Annotated in this window: 20 protein-coding genes and 5 tRNA genes; 6 read left to right on the plus strand and 19 right to left on the minus strand. The window is 57.4% G+C overall.

Annotated features, from left to right (window positions below):
• Nucleotides 1-108 precede the first annotated feature (108 nt).
• Complete coding sequence (gene leuA, locus BFV67_RS17135; RefSeq protein ID WP_039265555.1) at nt 109-1,764, plus strand: 2-isopropylmalate synthase; 1,656 nt, start codon at nt 109-111, stop codon at nt 1,762-1,764.
• Here leuA and BFV67_RS17140 read toward each other — a convergent pair.
• The 19 genes from BFV67_RS17140 to mltB all read right to left on the minus strand — a co-directional run bounded on the left by BFV67_RS17140 (nt 1,751) and on the right by mltB (nt 16,239).
• The gene (locus BFV67_RS17140; RefSeq protein WP_069598718.1) at nt 1,751-2,515 is read right to left on the minus strand and encodes an AraC family transcriptional regulator; all 765 of its coding nucleotides are present in this window, start codon (nt 2,513-2,515) and stop codon (nt 1,751-1,753) included. The two genes, leuA and BFV67_RS17140, sit on opposite strands and share 14 nt — an antisense overlap.
• Before the next feature lie 64 nt (nt 2,516-2,579).
• On the minus strand, nt 2,580-3,095 hold the full coding sequence (gene luxS, locus BFV67_RS17145; protein WP_008499539.1) for an S-ribosylhomocysteine lyase: 516 nt from the start codon (nt 3,093-3,095) through the stop codon (nt 2,580-2,582).
• Between the two features lie 153 nt (nt 3,096-3,248).
• Complete coding sequence (gene gshA, locus BFV67_RS17150; protein WP_069598719.1) at nt 3,249-4,793, minus strand: glutamate--cysteine ligase; 1,545 nt, start codon at nt 4,791-4,793, stop codon at nt 3,249-3,251.
• An 83-nt stretch (nt 4,794-4,876) separates the two neighbouring features.
• On the minus strand, nt 4,877-5,305 hold the full coding sequence (locus tag BFV67_RS17155) for a YqaA family protein (RefSeq protein WP_021241956.1): 429 nt from the start codon (nt 5,303-5,305) through the stop codon (nt 4,877-4,879).
• Complete coding sequence (gene yqaB / locus BFV67_RS17160) at nt 5,302-5,868, minus strand: fructose-1-phosphate/6-phosphogluconate phosphatase (protein ID WP_008499542.1); 567 nt, start codon at nt 5,866-5,868, stop codon at nt 5,302-5,304. Before yqaB ends, BFV67_RS17155 begins: the two co-directional genes overlap by 4 nt.
• 125 nt (nt 5,869-5,993) lie before the next feature.
• Nucleotides 5,994-6,070: transfer RNA gene (locus BFV67_RS17165), tRNA-Arg, on the minus strand.
• Nucleotides 6,071-6,134: 64 nt separating this feature from the next.
• Nucleotides 6,135-6,211: transfer RNA gene (locus tag BFV67_RS17170), tRNA-Arg, on the minus strand.
• Between the two features lie 29 nt (nt 6,212-6,240).
• A tRNA-Arg gene (locus BFV67_RS17175) sits at nt 6,241-6,317 on the minus strand.
• A 64-nt stretch (nt 6,318-6,381) separates the two neighbouring features.
• A tRNA-Arg gene (locus BFV67_RS17180) sits at nt 6,382-6,458 on the minus strand.
• Between the two features lie 4 nt (nt 6,459-6,462).
• Nucleotides 6,463-6,555, minus strand: a tRNA-Ser gene (locus BFV67_RS17185).
• Between the two features lie 342 nt (nt 6,556-6,897).
• Nucleotides 6,898-7,083 (minus strand): carbon storage regulator CsrA, encoded by a 186-nt coding sequence (gene csrA / locus BFV67_RS17190; RefSeq protein WP_000906486.1) that lies wholly within the window; start codon nt 7,081-7,083, stop codon nt 6,898-6,900.
• A 241-nt stretch (nt 7,084-7,324) separates the two neighbouring features.
• Nucleotides 7,325-9,952: an alanine--tRNA ligase gene (gene alaS, locus BFV67_RS17195; protein ID WP_023325950.1), complete on the minus strand. Its 2,628-nt coding sequence runs from the start codon at nt 9,950-9,952 to the stop codon at nt 7,325-7,327.
• Nucleotides 9,953-10,083: 131 nt separating this feature from the next.
• Nucleotides 10,084-10,584: a recombination regulator RecX gene (gene recX / locus BFV67_RS17200; protein ID WP_021241953.1), complete on the minus strand. Its 501-nt coding sequence runs from the start codon at nt 10,582-10,584 to the stop codon at nt 10,084-10,086.
• A 68-nt stretch (nt 10,585-10,652) separates the two neighbouring features.
• Complete coding sequence (recA, locus tag BFV67_RS17205; protein ID WP_008499546.1) at nt 10,653-11,711, minus strand: recombinase RecA; 1,059 nt, start codon at nt 11,709-11,711, stop codon at nt 10,653-10,655.
• Between the two features lie 89 nt (nt 11,712-11,800).
• Nucleotides 11,801-12,298, minus strand: coding sequence for a nicotinamide-nucleotide amidase (gene pncC / locus BFV67_RS17210; RefSeq protein ID WP_008499547.1), 498 nt, complete (start codon nt 12,296-12,298; stop codon nt 11,801-11,803).
• Nucleotides 12,299-12,428: 130 nt separating this feature from the next.
• Complete coding sequence (locus BFV67_RS17215; protein ID WP_069598720.1) at nt 12,429-13,313, minus strand: metal ABC transporter substrate-binding protein; 885 nt, start codon at nt 13,311-13,313, stop codon at nt 12,429-12,431.
• A gap of 14 nt (nt 13,314-13,327) precedes the next feature.
• Entirely contained in the window at nt 13,328-14,188 is an 861-nt protein-coding gene (locus tag BFV67_RS17220) for a metal ABC transporter permease (protein WP_021241951.1), read from the minus strand.
• Nucleotides 14,185-14,838, minus strand: coding sequence for a metal ABC transporter ATP-binding protein (locus BFV67_RS17225; protein WP_069598721.1), 654 nt, complete (start codon nt 14,836-14,838; stop codon nt 14,185-14,187). The genes BFV67_RS17220 and BFV67_RS17225 overlap by 4 nt, the downstream gene beginning before the upstream one ends.
• A 300-nt stretch (nt 14,839-15,138) precedes the next feature.
• Nucleotides 15,139-16,239, minus strand: coding sequence for a lytic murein transglycosylase B (gene mltB, locus BFV67_RS17230; protein ID WP_008499552.1), 1,101 nt, complete (start codon nt 16,237-16,239; stop codon nt 15,139-15,141).
• A gap of 251 nt (nt 16,240-16,490) precedes the next feature.
• On the opposite strand from mltB, the gene srlA reads away from it, so the two are divergent.
• The 5 genes from srlA (at nt 16,491) to gutM (ending at nt 19,631) form a co-directional block, all read left to right on the plus strand.
• Complete coding sequence (srlA, locus tag BFV67_RS17235) at nt 16,491-17,054, plus strand: PTS glucitol/sorbitol transporter subunit IIC (protein ID WP_003862164.1); 564 nt, start codon at nt 16,491-16,493, stop codon at nt 17,052-17,054.
• Entirely contained in the window at nt 17,051-18,010 is a 960-nt protein-coding gene (srlE, locus tag BFV67_RS17240) for a PTS glucitol/sorbitol transporter subunit IIB (protein ID WP_059363625.1), read from the plus strand. The genes srlA and srlE overlap by 4 nt, the downstream gene beginning before the upstream one ends.
• A gap of 12 nt (nt 18,011-18,022) precedes the next feature.
• Entirely contained in the window at nt 18,023-18,385 is a 363-nt protein-coding gene (gene srlB, locus BFV67_RS17245) for a PTS glucitol/sorbitol transporter subunit IIA (RefSeq protein ID WP_008499554.1), read from the plus strand.
• A gap of 14 nt (nt 18,386-18,399) precedes the next feature.
• The gene (srlD, locus tag BFV67_RS17250) at nt 18,400-19,179 is read left to right on the plus strand and encodes a sorbitol-6-phosphate dehydrogenase (RefSeq protein ID WP_044597742.1); all 780 of its coding nucleotides are present in this window, start codon (nt 18,400-18,402) and stop codon (nt 19,177-19,179) included.
• A gap of 92 nt (nt 19,180-19,271) precedes the next feature.
• Nucleotides 19,272-19,631 (plus strand): transcriptional regulator GutM, encoded by a 360-nt coding sequence (gene gutM / locus BFV67_RS17255; RefSeq protein ID WP_032653148.1) that lies wholly within the window; start codon nt 19,272-19,274, stop codon nt 19,629-19,631.
• Nucleotide 19,632: the final 1 nt, after the last annotated feature.

Below are 19,632 nucleotides of genomic sequence, written 5' to 3' on the forward strand. Positions count from 1 at the left end.
CGGGCAACCATTGCCACCGTGTCCAGAACGCGACAGCCATTGTCAGTGCCGATAAAGCAGCGCGCCTGAAATCGATTCACGATAGTGAAAAGACAACAGGAGCGCATCATGCTGAACACACCCGCCGACAAGTACCAACCCTTTCCCACCCTTTCCCTGCCCGACCGTCGCTGGCCGGAGCAACGCATCACCCGCGCGCCGCGCTGGCTCTCGACCGACCTGCGCGACGGCAACCAGGCTCTGGCCGAACCGATGGACAGCACGCGCAAGCTGCAGTTCTGGGACCTGCTGTTAAGCTGCGGGTTTAAAGAGATTGAAGTTGCCTTTCCTTCCGCCTCGCAGACGGATTTCAATTTCGTTCGCCAGCTGATTGAAGAGAACCGCATCCCGGATGACGTGACGATTCAGGTGCTCACTCAGGCACGGGAAGATCTCATCCATCGCACTTTTGAATCCCTGCGCGGCGCGAAGCAGGCGACCGTGCATCTGTATAACGCCACCGCTCCGCTGTTCCGCCGCCTGGTATTCGGCATGGAGAAAGCGCAGATCGTTGAGCTGGCGACGCGTGCCACGCGGCTTATTCGTCAGCTGTGTGAAGAAAATCCCGACACCCGCTGGCAGTACGAATACTCTCCGGAAACCTTCTGCTTTACCGAGCCGGAATTTGCGCTGGAGATTTGTGAAGCCGTGGCGGAGATCTGGCAGCCTTGCGACGAACGCCCGATGGTGATCAACTTACCCGCCACCGTCGAAGTCAGCACGCCGAACGTCTATGCCGACCAGATCGAGTACTTCTGTCGCCACTTCAGCCGCCGCCGCGATGTTTGCATCAGCGTGCATCCGCATAACGACCGCGGTACCGGCGTCGCCTGCGCGGAGCTGGCCGTAATGGCGGGGGCTGACCGCGTGGAGGGCTGTCTGTTCGGTAACGGCGAGCGCACGGGCAACGTCTGCCTGGTGACGCTGGCGATGAACCTCTACAGCCAGGGTATCAGCCCGACTCTGGACTTTAGCGATATGAACCGGGTGGTGGAAGTGGTGGAAACCTGCAATCAGCTGCCGGTGCACCCGCGCCATCCGTGGGCAGGACGGCTGGCCTATACCGCCTTCTCCGGCTCGCACCAGGACGCAATCAAAAAAGGTTTTGATGCCCGCAGGCCTGGCGATCGCTGGGAGATGCCTTACCTGCCCGTCGATCCCCAGGATATCGGCTGCACCTACGAAGCGGTGATCCGCGTGAACAGCCAGTCAGGGAAAAGCGGCAGCGCGTGGCTGATCGAACAGAATCATGGTCTGAAACTGCCCCGCGCCCTGCAGCAGGATTTCAGCCAGCACGTGCAGCAGGAAACCGACCGTCACGGAAAAGAGATGACGCAAAATGCGCTGTGGCAGCTGTTTCGCACCCGCTACGGTCTGGTGGCCACGCCGCAGTATGCGCTGCAATCCTACCGCAGCGACAGCCAGCAGGACGGCCAGCTGCGTTTGACGGCCAGCGTCGCCACACAGGGAGGAACGCGCCAGCTGGAAGGTCACGGCAACGGTCTGCTCTCCGCCGCCGCTCACGGCCTGAGCCGCTGGGTCAACGCGCCGTTTGTGATTAAGGACTATCACGAGCATACGTTAGGCGAGCGCAGCGACAGCCGCTCGGTGGCCTACATTCGCTGCCTGTTCCAGGACGGCAGCAGCCGCTGGGGCGTGGGCATTGATAGCGACGTGGCGCGCGCGTCGCTTCAGGCGCTCTTTAACGCCGTCAGTCGTTCTTAAAGTAATCGCTGGGGGAGACGCCCATCACCCGACGGAACATGGCCGTAAAGGCGCTGTGGCTGCCGTACCCCAGATCCAGCGCCACGCGCAATACCGGCTGGCCCTGCGCCAGCCGCACTAAGGCTTCCAGCAGACGCGCCCTTCTCAACCACTCGCCGTAGCTTAAACCCGTCTGCTGTTGAAAATGACGGTTCAGCGTGCGTTCGCTCATGTTCATCAGGCTCGCAGCCTGCGCGCTGCTCCAGCTTTCCCCCGGGTTTTGCCGGATTTGCAGACACAGGCGACGTAGCGCCTCGCTTTCCGGCTCCGGCAGGTGAAACGGCAGCACCGGCATAGTGCGGATTTCATCGAGAATCAGCTCATAGACGCGTTCATCCCGGCTTCCGGGTGAGTACGATTCAGGCAACGCAAGGGAGACGAGGATCAGCTCGCGCAGCAGCGGCGCGATCTGGACGATCTGGCAGGTGGCGGGAAGATCGGCCCGCGCCAGCGGATCGATAAACAACGTTCGCGCCGCCACGTTGCCGGTAATGCGCAGGGAATGCTGCGTGCCCGCAGGCAGCCAGACGCCGCGACCGGGAGGCACAACCCAACAGCCCGATACGGTATCCACCCTTACCACGCCGCTCAGGGTGTGCAGCAGCTGCGCGCAGTCGTGCTTGTGCCAGGGTTCGCTGTCACCATGAACGTAATCATGGGCAAACGGAACGAGAGGACGGTGGGTAAAGGAGAAGGTTAAGGTTGTGGTCAAAGGAGGCACCAGCACAATGTAGGCCCGGCAAGCGAAGCGCCACCGGGCATCCACAGGCACAATACTAGATGTGCAGTTCCTGCAGTTTTTCTTTCGGCAGGGCCAGCTCTTCGTTGCTGTTCACGCGAACGTCGCGTTCGATGATGTGGCGCGCGATCTCCTGCGCTTCTTCCAGAGAGTGCATCTGATAGGTGCCGCACTGGTAAACGTTCAGCTCAGGGATCTGGTTCTGCTCTTTCACCTTCAGCACGTCTTCCATGGCCGCTTTCCAGGCATCTGCAACACGTTTCTCTTCAGGCTGACCAATCAGGCTCATGTAGAAACCGGTACGGCAGCCCATCGGAGAGATATCGATGATCTCAACGCCGTTGCCGTTCAGGTGGTCACGCATGAAGCCAGCGAACAGGTGTTCCAGCGTATGAATGCCTTTCTCCGGCATCACTTCTTTGTTTGGCACGCAGAAACGCAGATCGAAGACGGTGATCGTGTCGCCGTGCGGGGTGTGCATGGTCTTCGCCACGCGGACTGCAGGTGCTTCCATACGGGTATGGTCGACAGTAAAGCTATCTAATAACGGCATACGTCACCTCCGATAGTGATTTTTTTTAAAATAAACTGAACTCTTCTACAGAATGCGCGTCTGAGTATATGAAAGACGCGCATTTGTTATCATCATCCCTGAATTCAGAGATGTATATTTTGGCCACAGCGATGTGGCCTTTTTCTTTTCTGCTTAAGCCTGCTTCGCCAGAAACGCCTCAAACGACTCGGTATCCGCCGCTTCAACCTCTTTCTGACGCACAACGGACGCTTCGCGTTCCGCGACAAAATCTGCTTCGCTCAGGATTTCTAACGGCTCCTGGATCAGCATTTCACGGTACTCCGCCGAGAGTGAACGCCCCGTACCACCAATGCCCTGATCAATCATAGAACGCAGAATGCGTGCTGAGAACGTCAGTTCCGGGTTATCAAAGCATTCCACCAGTTGGTCGCAAATCTGTTGATACGCGTCGCCGCCGTCGATGCTGTCCATCGTCCGGGCAACACGCTTCAGGTCACGGAACAGATCTTTGCCGACTTTCGTCAGCGGGAACTGTGCCGTTTCGCAGCCGATACCCAGCGTCAGGCCCGGTTTACGCCCTTCCAGAATCACGCGGTTCCAGTTTGTACGGGTGCAGAGCAATTCGTCTGAACTCATTTCCGGCGCATCCGCCAGCACGCACCAGACCATAAACAGATCCAGGAAGCGAATCTGCTGTTCATCAACGCCAATCGGTGAGAACGGGTTGATATCCAGCGAGCGCACTTCAATGTATTCGATCCCGCCGCGCTGCAGCGCATCCGACGGGGTTTCGCCGCTGCGCGTCACGCGCTTAGGACGAATTGGCGCATACAGCTCGTTTTCAATCTGCAGGACATTGCTGTTGATCTGCAGGCGCTTACCGTCTTTTTCGAGGCCGATTTTTTCGTACTCTTCCGACGGGGTTTTGATCGCCCGCTTCAATCCTGCCACATATTCGTGCAATTCGTTAAACGTAATACCGAGATTGCTTTGCGATTTATTGGTATAGCCGAGATCGCTCAGACGCAGAGAGGTGGCGTACGGAAGATAGTACATTCCGCAGTCGGTCTTCTCGAACGGCAGCGTCGTCGGTTTCCCCTGCAGGAACGAAGAACAGATCGCCGGGGAGGCACCAAACAGATACGGGATCACCCAGCCGAAACGGTAGTAGTTGCGGATCAGGCGGAAGTAGCCTTCAGAGATCGCGTCTTTATCCGTTTCACCGCATTTCGCCTGCCAGAACGCCATTGGCAGCGAGAAGTTGTAGTGCACGCCAGAGATGGTCTGCATCAACGCGCCGTAGCGATTCTTCAGCCCCTCACGGTAGAGCGTTTTCAGCCGACCAATGTTTGACGTGCCGTACTGCGCCAGCTCAATCTCCTGGCCCTGCTCGATATAGCACGGCATGCTGAGGGGCCACATACGCTCATCGCCGAGATTGCGCGCGGTGTAGCGATGGATATCGCGCATAATCGTCAGCATATGATCAATATCACCCTCTACTGGGGTGATGAACTCCAGCAGCGCTTCAGCGAAATCGGTTGTGATCCATTTATGTGTCAGCGCCGAGCCTAACGCCTTCGGGTGACCCGTCGTCGCTAAACTGCCGTCCGCGTTAACGCGCAGCGTTTCACGCTCAAGACCACGCTGAATACCCTTCAATGCCTGAGGGTGGTTTTCCAGCCAGGCCAGCGCCTGAGATACGTCCGGGATCAAATTGACCTCCCGCCTGTCAAAGTAATGTTACTCAGCATAATTGTAATGGTTGACGATTGAAGGTCGCGTATTCATTCCACCAATTAGTGCCACCACGTCATACCCTGTAGTGTTGCCCACGCCACGAGAACATAGCGCAACGCCTTGCCAAGGCACAAAAAAAAGAGCACCGGTCCCCAGGAGATGCGCATCCATCCCGCCAGCAGACACAGTAAATCGCCTATTACAGGCATCCAGCTTAATAACAGCGTGGCAGCGCCATAGCGTTTTAGCCAGCCGACTGCCTTTTCCTGCCAGCGCGATTTTTCGCGCAGCGGAAAGAAACGCCCAAGAATAACGTTAGTCAGCCCTCCAAGGCTATTACCCATTGTTGCTATTACTACAAGCAGCCAGGGCTGACTCACGCCGGACAACAGCATCGCCACCAGCACCACTTCCGAATTGCCCGGTAACAGCGTGGCGCTGAGAAAACTGCTGGCGAATAATGAGGCAAGTGACAGCGCGTCACTCACAGTAAGCGTACATCCACCGCATCCATTCCGGCATCACGCGCGGCCTGGATCCCAAAATCGGCATCTTCAAACACGACGCACTTTGCCGCCGGGACGCCCATTAATTCTGCGCAAAGCAGGAAGGTGTCCGGTGCGGGCTTGTGACGTTTAACATGATCGGCGGCGACCACGGCAGAAAAATAGTGGCGCAGGCCAAGATGATTGAGCAAGGCTTCTGCAATCGCGCTTTCGCTGCCCGTCCCCACCGACATCGGGCGACGCCCGTGCCACTCTTTTACCACATCAATCAGCGGCAGAGGACGTACGGTATCTAAAAGCATGGCTTTTACCGCATCGGTTTTTTCGCGCGCGAGCAGGTGCGGGTCGAGATCGGCCTGATTCAGTTCAATCACGGCCTGCGCAATACGCCAGGTGGGGGAGCCGTTGAGGGCGATCATCGCCTGAAGGTCGAAACGCATGCCGTAGCGGCCCAGGACGTCGGTCCAGGCTTGACGATGCGTGGGTTCGGTGTCCAGGAGGGTACCATCCATATCGAAGATCAAACCGTCATACTGTGCGTACATCGTGCTCTCGCTAACCGATTAACAAAGCATTACTTTATCGTAAATGGTGGTTTTTGTCGCTGATTGCGAAATGATAACAACGAGAGTGATTAATAACTAAACATCGAAGGGAAAGGCAGAAGAGATGGTGCATCCGGGAGGATTCGAACCTCCGACCGCTCGGTTCGTAGCCGAGTACTCTATCCAGCTGAGCTACGGATGCATCGGGATTTACTACTGTACTGCTCGATATTCATATCACTTCTAAAGCAATATGAAGTAATAGATGGTGCATCCGGGAGGATTCGAACCTCCGACCGCTCGGTTCGTAGCCGAGTACTCTATCCAGCTGAGCTACGGATGCATCAGGGTACTGCTTTCAGAAATAGTAAATGGTGCATCCGGGAGGATTCGAACCTCCGACCGCTCGGTTCGTAGCCGAGTACTCTATCCAGCTGAGCTACGGATGCATCGGGATTTACTACTGTACTGCTCGATATTCATATCACTTCTAAAGCAATATGAAGTAATAGATGGTGCATCCGGGAGGATTCGAACCTCCGACCGCTCGGTTCGTAGCCGAGTACTCTATCCAGCTGAGCTACGGATGCAAAATGGCGGTGAGGCGGGGATTCGAACCCCGGATGCAGCTTTTGACCGCATACTCCCTTAGCAGGGGAGCGCCTTCAGCCTCTCGGCCACCTCACCACACAACGCCTCTTTCGAGTGCTTCGAGTAACTCGTTAAGAGCTTCTCGTCGCTGCGTGGCGCATATATTACTTTCTGGGACTTATAAGTCAAACAATTTTCCAAAAGCTTTTATCGTTTGCACAAATCACACGCAATTCGCATGTAAAAGCCGCAAAGAGGGTGTTTTATAAGCGGATTTTGCAGGCATCTTCGCAGAAAACTGATGCGGAAAGAACAGTGTTGGGACGAGATAAGGGTAGCGGAGTGGTCAAAAAGAGAGCGATTGAAATTAAACGGTAACTTTGCGCAGGAAAAATAGCGGGAGGGTTGCGTCTCGCCCGACAGCGAGACGCGACAATATCAGTAACTGGACTGCTGGGATTTTTCAGCCTGGATACGCTGGTAGATCTCTTCACGGTGGACAGATACTTCTTTAGGAGCGTTAACACCAATACGTACCTGGTTACCCTTTACCCCTAAAACTGTCACGGTGACCTCATCCCCAATCATGAGGGTCTCACCAACTCGACGAGTCAGAATCAGCATTCTTTGCTCCTTGAAAGATTAAAAGAGTCGGGTCTCTTGTATCCCGGCATTATCCATCATATAACGCCAAAAAGTAAGCGATGACAAACACGTAAAGTGTAAGCAGTCACGGCATCACATTCTGTTAAACGTAAGTTTAGCCGATATACACAAACTCAACCTGACTTTATCGTTATCGATAGCACAGTGAACAAGACGCCATAACGTTACCGCTATGGCGTCTGCTTGTGCTTTGTAGTTATTACAGTTTCGCGCTTACCCAGCTTTCAACGCTGGCTAATGCCGCAGGAAGTGCCGCCGCATCCGTACCACCGGCTTGCGCCATGTCCGGACGACCGCCACCCTTGCCGCCCACCTGCTGAGCGACCATGCCAATCAGTTCCCCTGCTTTTACGCGGTCAGTCACATCCTTAGAGACGCCCGCAATCAGAGAAACCTTACCTTCTGCCACTGTCGCCAGCACGATAACGGTAGAACCAAGCTGGTTCTTGAGATCGTCGACCATAGTACGCAGCATCTTAGGCTCAACGCCCGCCAGATCGCTGACCAGCAGTTTGACGCCCTTAATGTCTACAGCCTTGCTGGAGAGGTTTGCACTCTCCTGCGCCGCAGCCTGCTCTTTCAGCTGCTGCAGCTCTTTTTCCAGCTGACGCGTGCGTTCCAGCGCAACGCGCACTTTCTCGCCCAGGTTCTGGCTATCGCCTTTCAGCAGCTGCGCGATGTCGTGCAGCTGATCGCTCTGCGCATGCAGGCTGGCAATCGCGCCTTCACCGGTCACCGCTTCAATACGACGCACGCCCGCCGCCGTTCCCGACTCGGAAACGATGCGGAACAGGCCGATGTCACCGGTGCGCGAGGCGTGTGTACCGCCGCACAGTTCGGTAGAGAAGTCGCCCATGCTCAGCACGCGAACACGTTCGTCGTATTTCTCGCCAAACAGCGCCATCGCACCTTTTTTCTTCGCATCCTCAAGATCCATGATGTGGGTCTCGATTGGTAGGTTACGACGGATCTGCGCGTTCACCAGATCTTCCACCGCGCGGATTTCAGACGGCTTCATCGCTTCAAAATGCGAGAAGTCGAAGCGCAGCACTTTGTCGTTAACCAGAGAACCTTTCTGTGCAACGTGGGTACCGAGCACGTCGCGCAGGGCAGCGTGCATCAGGTGGGTTGCCGAGTGGTTCAGACGAATGCGCGCGCGGCGAGCCTCATCAACGTTAGCCTGGACGCCCTCGCCCACTTTCAGAGAACCGGAAACCAGTTTGCCCTGGTGACCAATCGCCTGACCGTATTTCTGGGTGTCGCTGACGCTGAAGCTGAAACCATTGCCCTTCAGCTCGCCTTTATCGCCAACCTGGCCGCCGGATTCGGCGTAGAACGGCGTTTTGTCCAGAATGACTACGGCTTCCTGACCTGCGCTGATGCTGTCCACGGCTTTGCCGTCAACAAACAGGGCGGTCACTTTGCCGGTCAGTTCCAGCGCCTCATAGCCTTTGAATTCAGACGCGCTATCAACGCGGATCATCGCGTTATAGTCTGCACCGAAACCGCTGGACTCGCGCGCACGACGGCGCTGCTCTTCCATCGCGGCTTCGAAGCCCGCTTCGTCAACTTTAATGTTACGCTCGCGGCAAACGTCCGCCGTCAGGTCAACCGGGAAGCCGTAGGTGTCGTACAGGCGGAAAGCGGTTTCGCCGTCCAGGGTGTCGCCCTTAAGCTTCGCCAGCTCTTCGTCCAGCAGCGCCAGACCGCGCTCCAGCGTGCGGGCAAACTGCTCTTCTTCGGTTTTCAGAACCTGCTCAACCTGCGCCTGCTGGCGTTTCAGCTCGTCACCGGCTGACCCCATCACGCCAATCAGTGGCCCAACGAGTTTATAGAAGAAGGTGTCCTTCGCGCCCAGCATGTTGCCGTGACGGATGGCACGACGAATGATACGACGCAGCACGTAGCCACGGTTTTCATTCGACGGGATAACGCCGTCGGCAATCAGGAACGCGCAGGAACGAATGTGGTCCGCGATAACGCGCAGCGATTTGTTGTTCAGGTCGGTCGCGCCGGTCACTTCCGCAACGGCTTTGATCAGGGTGCTGAACAGGTCAATCTCATAGTTGGAGTTAACGTGCTGCAGTACCGCGGCAATACGCTCCAGACCCATACCGGTATCAACGGAAGGCTTCGGCAGCGGCTCCATGGTACCGTCGGCCTGACGGTTGAACTGCATGAAGACGATATTCCAGATCTCAATGTAGCGATCGCCGTCTTCTTCCGGGCTGCCTGGAGGGCCACCCCAGATGTGGTCGCCGTGATCGTAGAAGATCTCGGTGCACGGACCGCAAGGACCGGTGTCACCCATCTGCCAGAAGTTGTCAGACGCGTATGGCGCGCCTTTGTTATCACCGATGCGAATGATACGCTCGCGCGGGATACCGACCTCTTTTTCCCAGATTTCGTAGGCTTCGTCATCGGTTTCATAGACGGTAACCCACAGACGCTCTTTCGGCAGGTTGAACCAGTTTTCACCGGTCAGCAGTTCCCACGCATACTGGATGGCATCGTGTTTGAAGTAGTCGCCGAAGCTGAAGTTACCCAGCATTTCGAAGAAGGTGTGGTGACGCGCGGTGTAACCGACGTTTTCCAGGTCGTTGTGTTTACCGCCCGCACGCACGCAACGCTGTGAGGTTGTGGCGCGGGAATAATTACGCTTGTCGAGACCAAGGAACACATCCTTGAACTGGTTCATCCCGGCGTTGGTAAACAGCAGAGTCGGATCGTTGTTCGGTACCAGGGAGCTGCTGGCAACAACCTGGTGTCCCTTACTATGGAAAAAATCGAGAAACGCCTGACGGATCTCAGCGGTGCTCTTGCTCATAATTATCCTGAAATCAAGCTAACGAAATGTCGTAGCCAGCCTGTTTCGATAAACCGTTGGACAGACCAGCTACTGGAAAAAGTGGGAATAAGATAAGTTTTCTTTAGTGGGAAGTAAAATCCCGCATGCGTTCAATCGGCAAAATTACGCCAGATATCCTGAATATCTTCCATCAGAAAGCCGCGGTAGAGCAAAAAGCGCTGGATTTTGACTTTTTCTGAAAATTCACGCGGCAGCGGTTCGCCGTACTTGCGAATCGCCTGCTCTTTTGCCAGCTCGCACCAGTCCGTATCGCATTCGCGCATCGCTTTTTCGATGGACTCCCGGGCCACCCCTTTCTGGTTCAGCTCCTGCCGGATGCGCGCAGGACCGTACCCCTTGCGGCCGCGGCTGGCGAGAAAGCGGGAAGCAAAGCGATCGTCGTCCAGGTAATGATGCTCATAGCACCAGGCCACCACGCGGTCGTAGTCTTCCGCCGTGGCATCAATCTCTTCCGGCCCGTTTTTACTCATCACCGGAGCCGACAGCTTCCGCCGCAGCTCCTGCTCACTGTGGTCACGTACGGCCAGGATGCGCACCGCACGATCCAGCAAGCGCGCGTAGGCGGGTCGGCGTGATGTCGGTTCACTCATAAAAAACCTGTAGAATCAGAAATGCAAAAAGGGCCGCATCAGCAGCCCTTCATCTTTACACGAGAGACTTAAAAGTCTTCGTTGGTTTCTTCAGCATCCGCAGCATCGACTACGAAATCAGGTTTGGAGTCCTGGTTGTTCAGCAGAAGCTCGCGCACCTTCTTCTCAATCTCTTTCGCCGCAGCCGGGTTCTCTTTCAGCCAGGAGATAGCATTCGCTTTACCCTGACCAATCTTGTCACCGTTGTAGCTGTACCAGGCGCCCGCTTTTTCAATCAGCTTCTCTTTCACGCCCAGGTCAACCAGTTCACCGTAGAAGTTGATCCCTTCACCGTAGAGGATCTGGAACTCAGCCTGTTTGAACGGTGCAGCAATTTTGTTCTTCACCACCTTCACGCGGGTTTCGCTACCGACGACGTTTTCACCCTCTTTCACCGCACCGATACGGCGGATATCCAGACGGACAGACGCGTAGAATTTCAGGGCGTTACCACCGGTTGTGGTTTCCGGGTTACCGAACATCACACCAATTTTCATACGGATCTGGTTGATGAAGATCAGCAGCGTGTTGGACTGCTTCAGGTTACCGGCCAGCTTACGCATCGCCTGGCTCATCATACGTGCCGCGAGGCCCATGTGAGAGTCGCCGATTTCACCTTCGATTTCGGCTTTTGGCGTCAGTGCGGCAACGGAGTCAACAACGATAACGTCAACCGCACCGGAGCGCGCCAGCGCGTCACAAATTTCCAGGGCCTGTTCACCGGTGTCCGGCTGAGAACACAGCAGGTTGTCGATGTCCACGCCCAGCTTACGCGCATAAACAGGATCCAGCGCGTGCTCGGCATCGATGAACGCACAGGTTTTACCTTCGCGCTGTGCCGCAGCAATCACCTGCAGCGTCAGGGTAGTTTTACCGGAGGATTCTGGCCCGTAGATCTCTACGATACGGCCCATTGGCAGGCCGCCCGCGCCCAGCGCGATATCCAGAGAAAGCGAACCGGTGGAGATCGTTTCCACATCCATGGTACGGTCTTCACCCAGGCGCATGATGGAGCCTTTACCGAATTGCTTTTCGATCTGGCCCAGTGCTGCCGCCAACGCTTTCTGTTTGTTTTCGTCGATAGCCATTATTACTCCTGTCATGCCGGGAGAAGCGACTGTGCTTCACCGTGGATTTCTGTTCTGTTGGTGCAATTATACTGTATGGTCATACAGTATCAAGTGTTTTGTAGAAATTGTTGCCAGAGCGTTTTTAACGCATATTCCGTTGCCTGACGGCGCACGCTTTCGCGATCGCCGCTGAAGCACTCCCGGCGGGTGATCCCTTCCCCTTTAGACGTGGCAAACCCAAACCAGACGGTGCCAACAGGCTTCACGTCGCTGCCGCCGTCCGGCCCCGCGATGCCGCTAATGGAAATCGCGTAATCTGCCCGCGCCGCCTTGAGCGCGCCAATGGCCATTTCAATGACCACCGGTTCGCTGACCGCGCCATGCTGTTCCAGCGTAGCTTCACGCACGCCAATCATTTGTGCCTTAGCTTCGTTACTGTAGGTCACAAAACCGCGTTCAAACCAGGCGGAACTGCCGGCAATATCGGTAATCACTTTCGCCACCCAGCCGCCGGTGCAGGATTCCGCGGTGGTCATTGTCGCCCCACGCTGCTTAAGCGCCAGGCCAACGATCTCGCTAAGCTGCATCAATTCATGGTCAGTCATTCTCGCTCCAGGCATCAGAAAAACGTGCTGCACAAGATAGCACTTTCTCGTCAGATGTGGGGATGCGCTTCAGGTTTTACGAGGGGGCTTCAGAAAAAAGCCGGTGCAAACGCACCGGCCGTGGAAGAGGTTATTTCATGCTGTCGGCGAGGGTATTCACATTGTGGCGGAACGCCTTGACGTAGGTGTCTGCCACGCCGCCTTTTGCCGACAAGGCCTCCGGGTAAAGTTCTCCCCCTGGCTGCGCGCCCGTCGCCGAGGCAATCTGCTTCACCAGACGCGGATCGAGCTGGTTTTCCATAAACCAGGTTTTTACGCCGTCGGCTTTGATCTGATTGATGATCTCAGCAACCTGCGCCGCGCTGGTCTCGCTCTCTGAAGAGAGTCCTTGAGGTGCCATGAAGGTTACGCCATAAGCGCGGCTGAAATAGCCGAAGGCGTCATGGCTGGTCAGCACCTTGCGCTTCGCCTGCGGGATCTGGCTAAAGCGCGTTTTGGCCCAGCTATCCAGCTGGTTGAGCTGCGTGATATAGGGTTTACCGGAGGCTTCCAGCGCGGCTTTGTCCTGCGGATCGGCTTTCACCAGCCCGTTCAGAATATTTTGTGCATATAACGCCCCGTTCGCCGCGCTGTTCCACGCGTGCGGATCGGTCACGGTCTTTCCATCTTCCTCAAGCGTGTGCGTTTTCACGCCTGTTGAGGCGATGACCAGTTGCCCTTTGAACCCGGAGGCTTTCACCAGGCGGTCAAGCCAGCCCTCCAGCCCCAGACCGTTCACCACCACCACATCGGCCTTGCTCAGCGCCGCGCTGTCCTTCGGCGACGGTTCGAAGGTATGCGGATCGCCGTCCGGCCCCACCAGCGTCGTCACCTTCACATGATCGCCGCCCACCTCCTGGGTGATATCCCCCAGTATCGAGAAGCTGGTGACCACATTCAGCGTTTGCGCCATCACGCCCTGCGACATCATCCCCAGCGCGAGCGCCACTGCCACTACTAGTCCTGTACGTTTCATCGTTTCCCCTTGCGTTAAAAATACGCCCGCAGACTGCCAGCGAGCCTGCTTCGCGTACCCAATAAAATGGAAATAAAGAACAGCGCGCTGGCGGTGAGCACGATGGATGGCCCGGCCGGGAGACTCATCGCCCAGGAGAGGCTCAACCCCAGCCATGCGCAGACAATACCGCTGATGCCCGCCATCAGGAGTAACGCCGGTAGCGTGCGTACCCAGCAGCGTGCCGCCACGGCTGGCAGCATCATCAGACCGACGGCCATCAGCGTGCCGAGCACCTGAAAACCGGCCACCAGGTTAAGAACCAGCAGCGCCAGAAACAGTCCGTGCAGCAGGCCGGGCAGCCAGCGGGCGTTCACCTGTAGCCAGGCGGTGTCAAACGCTTCGGTAACCAGGCCGCGATAAAACATCGCCAGCACGATGAGAGTGAACATGCACACGCCCGTGACAAACAGCGCGGCGTCGTTGTCCACGGCGAGGATGGAGCCAAACAGCAGATGCAGCAGATCGACATTCGACCCACGAAGCGATACCAGCGTGACCCCCAGCGCCAGTGAGCCAAGATAAAATCCGGCAAAGCTGGCATCTTCCTTAAGCGGCGTGCGTCGGCTGACCAGACCGGCCAGCAGCGCCACGGTAATGCCCGCGACAAAACCGCCGATACTCATTGCCAGCAGCGACAGGCCGCTGAGCAGGTATCCCACGGCGACGCCCGGCAAAATAGCGTGAGAAAGGGCATCGCCCATCAGGCTCATCCGGCGCAGCTGGAGGAATACGCCGAGCGCGGTGGTGCTGATAGAAAGCGCCAGGCAAACCACCAGCGCGCGGCGCATAAAGCCGTACTCGATGAACGGCTGGAAGAATGTGTGCCAGATCATGCCACCCTCACCCGCTCGGTTTTCCACTGAGGCACGTCAGCATCCAGCCGCAACGTCTGCGGGAAGTGGCGCGACACGCGCTCGCTGTCGTGCAGTACCGCGAGCAGCGTTTGCCCCTGCATATACATCTCCAGCATCACATCCATCAGCACGTTACAGGTGGCTTCATCGATGCCGGTAAAGGGCTCGTCCAGCATCACCAGCGGCGCCTGCTGTACCAGGACGCGGGCAAACAGCATGCGCTGGAACTGGCCGCCGGAGAGCTCATCGATGGTGGATGATGCCATGGATTCCAGCCCGACCCGCTCAAGCGCGCTGGCAATACGCAACCGCGTTTCGCGACGAAACCCGGAAAGCAGCGAAATGCCCGGCCAGCAGCCCATGCTGACGACATCGCGCACGGTCAGCGGAAACTGCGCCTCCATCGCGTGACGCTGTGCCAGCCAGCCAATCACCGGGCGCTTCCCCTGCCAGCGAAAACCGCCGCTTACGGGTGGGATAAAACCGGCGAGCGTTTTCAGCAGCGTGGATTTGCCGCAGCCGTTGGCCCCAACAATGGCGGTCATGCTGCCGCGTTCAATGACGCCCGAAAGCGCGCGCGTGACGGGCTGGTGGTCGTAACCCGCAACCAGTTCATTCATCACGATCATGGCAATGCCACCGCCCAGCGCACGGCCAGGCCGAGAAAGACGATAAGCACCAGCGCCAGCAAAAGCCGAACCGGCGCAGAAAGAGAGAAAAGGGACGTTGACATCTCGGCACCAATTTAAATGTTATAACATAACAATAATGAAAGGTGATTAGGATGTAAATGGCAGGGTTGAAAAGGGAGTGTGGCGAAATGTTTCTGCAAAACGCCCTCTCCTATGGGAGAGGGCAACAGGCCGCACCGTGCGCGCAGCCAGGCCGGGTGGCGGCGTTGCCTTACCCGGCCTACCCGTCGGGGTAACTTACTGACTAAACGGTGACGCCGCCGGCACGCGGGCCTGCGATACCGCCAGCCCCAGCTGCCACACGGCCATCGCATAGTGGGTGCTGTGGTTATAGCGGGTGATGGTGTAGAAGTTCGGCAGCCCGTACCAGTACTGATAGCCCGTTCCGACATCGAGACGCAGCAGACTCGCCTGCTGTGCATTGCCCAGCGGCTGCGTTGGCGTTAGGCCTGCCGCGGACAGCTGCGAAATGCTGTAGTTGGTTTTGAAGCCGTTTTCCAGCCCCGGCGCCTGACCGTTCGCCTGCACCGCCACCTGGCCGCCCGGCACCCAGCCGTGCGCCTTGAAGTAGTTCGCCACGCTGCCGATGGCATCCACCGGATCCCACAGATTGATATGGCCATCGCCGTTAAAGTCGACGGCATACTGTTTATAGGAGGACGGCATAAACTGGCCGTAGCCCATCGCGCCGGCAAACGACCCTTTCAGATCGAGCGGATCGTCCTGTTCGTTGCGCGCCATCAGCAGGAAGGTTTCCAGCTCGGAAGAGAAATACTCCGCGCGGCGCGGGTAGTTAAAGGAGAGCGTCGCCAGCGCATCCAGAATGCGGGTTTTGCCCATCACGCGGCCCCAGCGGGTTTCCACGCCGATAATCCCGACGATAATTTCAGGCGGCACGCCGTACACCTGCCACGCGCGGTTAAGCGCATCTTCATACTGATTCCAGAACGCCACGCCGTTTTGCACGTTGTCCGGGGTAATGAACTGTTTGCGATAGCGCAGCCACGCCCCGTTTGGCCCGCTCGGCACCTGGGCCGTCGGCGCCTGTCTGTCCATCAGGCGCAGCACGTAGTCCAGACGCTTGGCCTGAGACAAAATTTCGTGCAGCTGCTGTCTGTCAAAGCCGTGCTTGCTCACCATTTTATCGATGAACTGCTCGGCCGCCGGGTTATTCGCGAAGTCGCCGCCCATCTGCATCATATTGTGCTGCGGCTCCAGCAGGAATCCTCCGGAAGGCGCACCCGCCGTTTGCTGAACGGCTTCGGTCTTAGGTTTGCTACTACAGGCAGACAGCAGAATAAGCGCAGGCAACAGCGCTGCATAACGACGCTTGAACATGAGACATCCATTTAACGGGTTCGATAAGAACCCAGTATGGTAAAGCATCCGCAACACCTCAAGGAAGCGGTACGCACCTCCCCAACGCAAATCCGTGCTTTTTTCCCCCGAAAATCATTCACGACGTCAATTATCTTTCAAAATAATCCATTTTTCTTTCATTGTGAGATCTAACTAACACTTTAAAACCTTTCAAAGTGATTATTATTAGCCACAGATAGACAAAAACAAACGCCCTACAGGAGAGAAGAATGATAGAAACCATCACCCACGGCGCCGAGTGGTTCATCGGGCTGTTTCAGAAAGGCGGAGAAGTGTTCACCGGCATGGTGACCGGGATCCTGCCCCTGCTGATCAGCCTGCTGGTGATCATGAACGCGCTGATTAACTTTATCGGCCAGCAGCGCATTGAGCGCTTCGCCCAGCGCTGCGCCGGAAACCCGCTGTCCCGCTACCTGATACTGCCCTTTATCGGCACCTTCGTGTTCTGCAACCCGATGACCTTAAGCCTCGGCCGCTTTATGCCAGAGAAGTACAAGCCGAGCTATTACGCCGCCGCCTCCTACAGCTGCCATTCCATGAACGGCCTGTTCCCACACATCAACCCCGGCGAACTGTTCGTTTATCTCGGGATCGCCAGCGGCCTGACCACGCTTGGCCTGCCGCTCGGCCCGCTGGCGGTGAGCTACCTGCTGGTCGGTCTGGTGACCAACTTCTTCCGCGGCTGGGTGACCGACCTCACCACCGCCATTTTTGAGAAAAAAATGGGCATCCAGCTTGAACAGAAAGTCCATCTTTCAGGAGCCACAGCATGAACCGGATCCGCATTGAGAAAGGCAAGGGCGGCTGGGGCGGCCCGCTGGAGTTCGACGCCACCGAAGGCAAAAAGATTGTGTACATCACCGCGGGCACGCGCCCGGCGATCGTCGACACGTTGCGCGATCTGACCGGCTGGGAAGCGGTCGATGGCTTCAAGGAAGGCGAACCGCCGGAAGCGGAAATTGGCGTGGCGGTGATCGACTGCGGCGGCACGCTGCGCTGCGGCATCTATCCGAAGCGCCGCATTCCGACGGTAAATATTCACTCCACCGGGAAATCCGGCCCGCTGGCGCAGTACATCCTCGAAGACATTTATGTCTCAGGCGTGAAGGAAGACAACATCACCCTGGTGAAGGGGACGTCTGCGCCGCAAAAAGCGGCCCCGCGCGAGTACGACACCAGCAAGAAAATTACCGAGCAGAGCGACGGCCTGCTGGCAAAGGTCGGGATGGGGATGGGGTCCGCCGTGGCGGTGCTGTTCCAGTCCGGGCGCGACACCATCGACACGGTGCTGAAGACCATCCTGCCGTTTATGGCGTTCGTCTCGGCGCTGATCGGCATCATCATGGCCTCCGGCCTGGGCGACTGGATTGCCCATGGCCTCGCCCCGCTCGCCAGCCACCCGCTTGGGCTGGTGACGCTGGCGCTGATCTGCTCCTTCCCGCTGCTGTCGCCGTTCCTCGGCCCGGGCGCGGTGATTGCTCAGGTCATCGGCGTGCTAATTGGCGTGCAGATTGGTCTGGGGAACATTCCCCCGCACCTCGCCCTGCCCGCCCTGTTTGCCATTAACGCCCAGGCAGCGTGCGACTTTATCCCCGTGGGGCTGTCGCTGGCGGAAGCACGCCAGGACACCGTGCGCGTGGGCGTGCCGTCCGTGCTGGTCAGCCGCTTCCTGACGGGCGCGCCGACGGTGCTGATTGCCTGGTTTGTCTCCGGCTTTATTTATCAATAAGAGGTTCCTGCCATGACCGTGATTTACCAGACCACCATTACCCGCATCGGCCAGAGCGCGGCGGATGCGCTGAGCGACCAGATGCTGATCACCTTTCGCGAAGGGGCGCCTGCGGATATCGAAGAGTTTTGCTTCATCCACTGCCACGGCGAGCTGAACGGTGAGCTAAAGGCCGGGAGCCAGCTGGAGCTGGGCGAGGCGCGCTATGCCGTGACCGCCGTCGGCGACGTCGCTGAACAAAACCTGCGCGAGCTGGGCCACATCACCCTGCGTTTCGACGGCCAGCCGCAGGCGGAATATCCCGGCACGGTTCACGTAGCGGGCCCGGTTCCGCAGGCCGTTACCCCAGGCTGCACGTTAAAATTTGTTGCGTAATTAAGGAGATAGACATGAGTCAGGTTGCCGTTGTCATTGGTGGGGGACAAACCTTAGGCGAGTTCCTCTGCCGTGGGCTTGCCGCTGAGGGTTACCGCGTGGCGGTAGTGGATATTCAGAGTGAAAAGGCCGCCCGCGTGGCGGACACCATCAACACCGAGTTTGGCGAAGGAATGGCGTACGGGTTTGGCGCCGACGCCACCAGCGAGCAGAGCGTGATGGCGCTCGCCCGCGGCGTGGACGACATTTTTGGGCGTACCGACCTGCTGGTTTACAGCGCCGGTATTGCGAAAGCGGCCTTTATCAGCGACTTCGAGCTGGGGGATTTTGACCGCTCGCTGCAGGTCAATCTGGTGGGCTATTTCCTCTGCGCCCGCGAGTTTTCCCGTCTGATGATCCGCGACGGCATTCAGGGGCGCATCATTCAGATCAACTCAAAATCGGGGAAAGTGGGCAGCAAGCACAACTCCGGCTACAGCGCGGCGAAGTTTGGCGGCGTGGGACTGACGCAGTCTCTGGCGCTGGATCTGGCCGAATACGGCATTACCGTCCACTCGCTGATGCTGGGCAATCTGCTGAAATCGCCGATGTTCCAGTCCCTGCTGCCGCAGTACGCCACCAAGCTCGGCATTAAAACGGAAGAAGTGGAGCAGTACTACATCGATAAAGTGCCGCTCAAGCGCGGGTGCGATTACCAGGACGTGCTGAACATGCTGCTGTTTTACGCCAGCCCGAAAGCCTCGTACTGCACCGGACAGTCGATTAACGTCACCGGTGGGCAGGTGATGTTCTGAGTTCATTCCCCGGTGGCGCTGCGCTTACCGGGGCTACAATCCCCGTAGGCCGGGTAAGGCGCAGCCGCCACCCGGCAATTAAAGGAGCCGATATGGTCACCGCACTCATTACCGTCGCCGCCCTCGCCTGGATCTGCCAGATGGCGTTTGGCGGCTGGCAAATCCATCGGTTTAACCGCGCGTTTGACGCCCTGTGCCAGAAAGGCCGCGTGGGCGTCGGGCGTTCCGGTGGACGTTTCAAGCCGCGGGTCGTCGTGGCTGTTGCGCTGGATGAAAACAATAAGGTCTGCGATTCCCTCATCATGCGTGGCATGACCGTCTTTGCCCGTCCGGTGAAAATCCAGGCAATCAACGGCATTTCGCTGCAGGAATTGCAGCCCGATGTGATCTTTCCCCATGATCCACTTTGTCAGAATGCACTATCATTAGCGCTTAATCTGAAACATGGATAAT

It is taken from the genome of Enterobacter roggenkampii (genome assembly GCF_001729805.1).
GTDB lineage: Bacteria > Pseudomonadota > Gammaproteobacteria > Enterobacterales > Enterobacteriaceae > Enterobacter > Enterobacter roggenkampii.